At 46.1% G+C, this 1838-nt stretch carries 1 protein-coding gene and 1 pseudogene; both read right to left on the bottom strand.

The features are described 5' to 3' along the window. Positions 1-621: pseudogene (gene abnA / locus ACWHAR_RS20395) on the bottom strand (arabinan endo-1,5-alpha-L-arabinosidase AbnA); the annotation flags it as partial. A 196-nt stretch (positions 622-817) separates the two neighbouring features. Then, positions 818-1838, bottom strand: a 1021-nt coding sequence (locus ACWHAR_RS20390; protein WP_452087650.1) for a M42 family metallopeptidase, incomplete at its 5' end; no start/stop codon positions are given.

Raw genomic sequence — 1838 nt, 5'->3', positions numbered from 1 at the left:
TCTAGCTGCAATCGAATAGAGCGAGCCTGTAGGCTTCATCGTACTCTTATCGAGCTTAGTCAGCTTAATGCCGCTCCAAAACGAGCCGAATGCAAGCCACGGATTGCCATCCTTGTCGAATGTCAGCTCCGGGTCAATGGCGTTATAATTATTTGAGCTTGTCGAACGAATCACCAAGCCCTCGTCCTTCCAGCTCCCCGAACTGATGCTTGTTGAAGATGCCAGGCCAATGGCAGATGTATTGCTTCCAAAAGAAGAAACGGAATAATATAGCCAGTACTTGCCGTTATAGTATTGGATGTCCGGCGCCCACTGGTTTTGGCCATAATTCGGCACATAATTGGACCACCACGATAGCGGTGTAGTGAAAATGGATTTTTGTACGGTCCAGTTTTTAGCGTCTGAAGACTTCAAAACCCGCAGTCCCCGTTCTTCAGTAAGCCCTGTTCCGAGCGCATACCATGAGCTCCCCTCTTTAATCATAGTCGGGTCATGAAGCAGCTCATTGGATGCACCCCAAAACGCTGCCTCTGCGGGAGCAGCAGATGTGAATATCAAACCTGCAGCCAGAGCTGCACTCGAAAAGTGTAAGAAGCGTTTCCATGTTTTTTTCTTTTTAATTTTGTTCAACCTCCTTTAAATTAGAAAGCGCTTACAAATTAGATTGTTTATCCTCCCTTCCTGTCAAATCGAGCTGCGTATCATATATCGTCATGTTCAGGAAATTTTCGGTATCCCCTTTATTGTAGTCACTATGCTGTAATTTGTACAGACAAAAAAATAGAATCCGCCTAAATAGGCGGATTCTTCCGTATCTTTATTGGTACGTAATTTCGTCAACCGTTTTTCGGTCTAACTTCTTAATGACTTCTGTAATTAACTTTACCGCGTTTTCATAATCATCACGATGCAGCATGGCCGCGTGCGTATGAATGTAGCGGGTTGCAATGGTAATGGACAGCGCAGGAACGCCATTTGCCGTCAAATGGATGGCACCCGAATCAGTTCCGCCGCCGGCAATGGCATCAAATTGGTACGGAATGCCGGCTTCCTCCGCAGTGGCTACAACTGCATCGCGCAAACCTTTGTGAGAGACCATGGATGCATCGTAAACGATAATCTGCGGGCCTTTGCCCATTTTGCTTTGCGCTTCCTTCTCAGAAATGCCAGGCGTGTCTCCTGCTATTCCTACATCAACTCCAAACGCAATATCAGGCTGAATGGTGTGTGCAGCCGTTTTCGCTCCTCTCAGCCCGACTTCCTCCTGCACGGTTCCGACGCCATACACTATATTTGGATGGTCTGTGTTTTGTAAGTTTCTTAACACATCAATTGCAATCGCACAGCCGATGCGGTTGTCCCAGGCCTTTGCGAGTAGGAATTTTTCATTGTTCATGACCGTAAATTCAAAATGCGGAACGATCATATCTCCCGGAAGTACACCCCACTCCAAGGCTTCTTCCCGGCTTGAAGCTCCAATATCAATAAACATATCTTTTATTTCCACTGATTTTTTTCTTGCTTCAGGAGACAAAATATGGGGCGGCTTAGATCCGATAACCCCTGTGATTTCTCCTTTTTTTGTGACAATGGTGACGCGCTGGGCAAGCATAACCTGAGCCCACCAGCCGCCAACGGTTTGAAAACGGATAAAGCCTTTATCTGTGATTTGTGTCACCATAAAGCCGACTTCATCCAAATGTCCGGCGATCATAATTTTCGGGCCGTTTTCTGCACCAGTTTTTTTGGCAATTAAACTGCCCAGGCGATCTGTTGTCACCTCATCAGCAAATGGTTCTATGTATGATTTCATCACTTGCCTTACTTCTCTTTCATTG

The sequence above is a fragment of the Bacillus sp. LR--39 genome, assembly GCF_053613335.1.
This window is presented reverse-complemented; position numbering and strand designations above follow the sequence as displayed.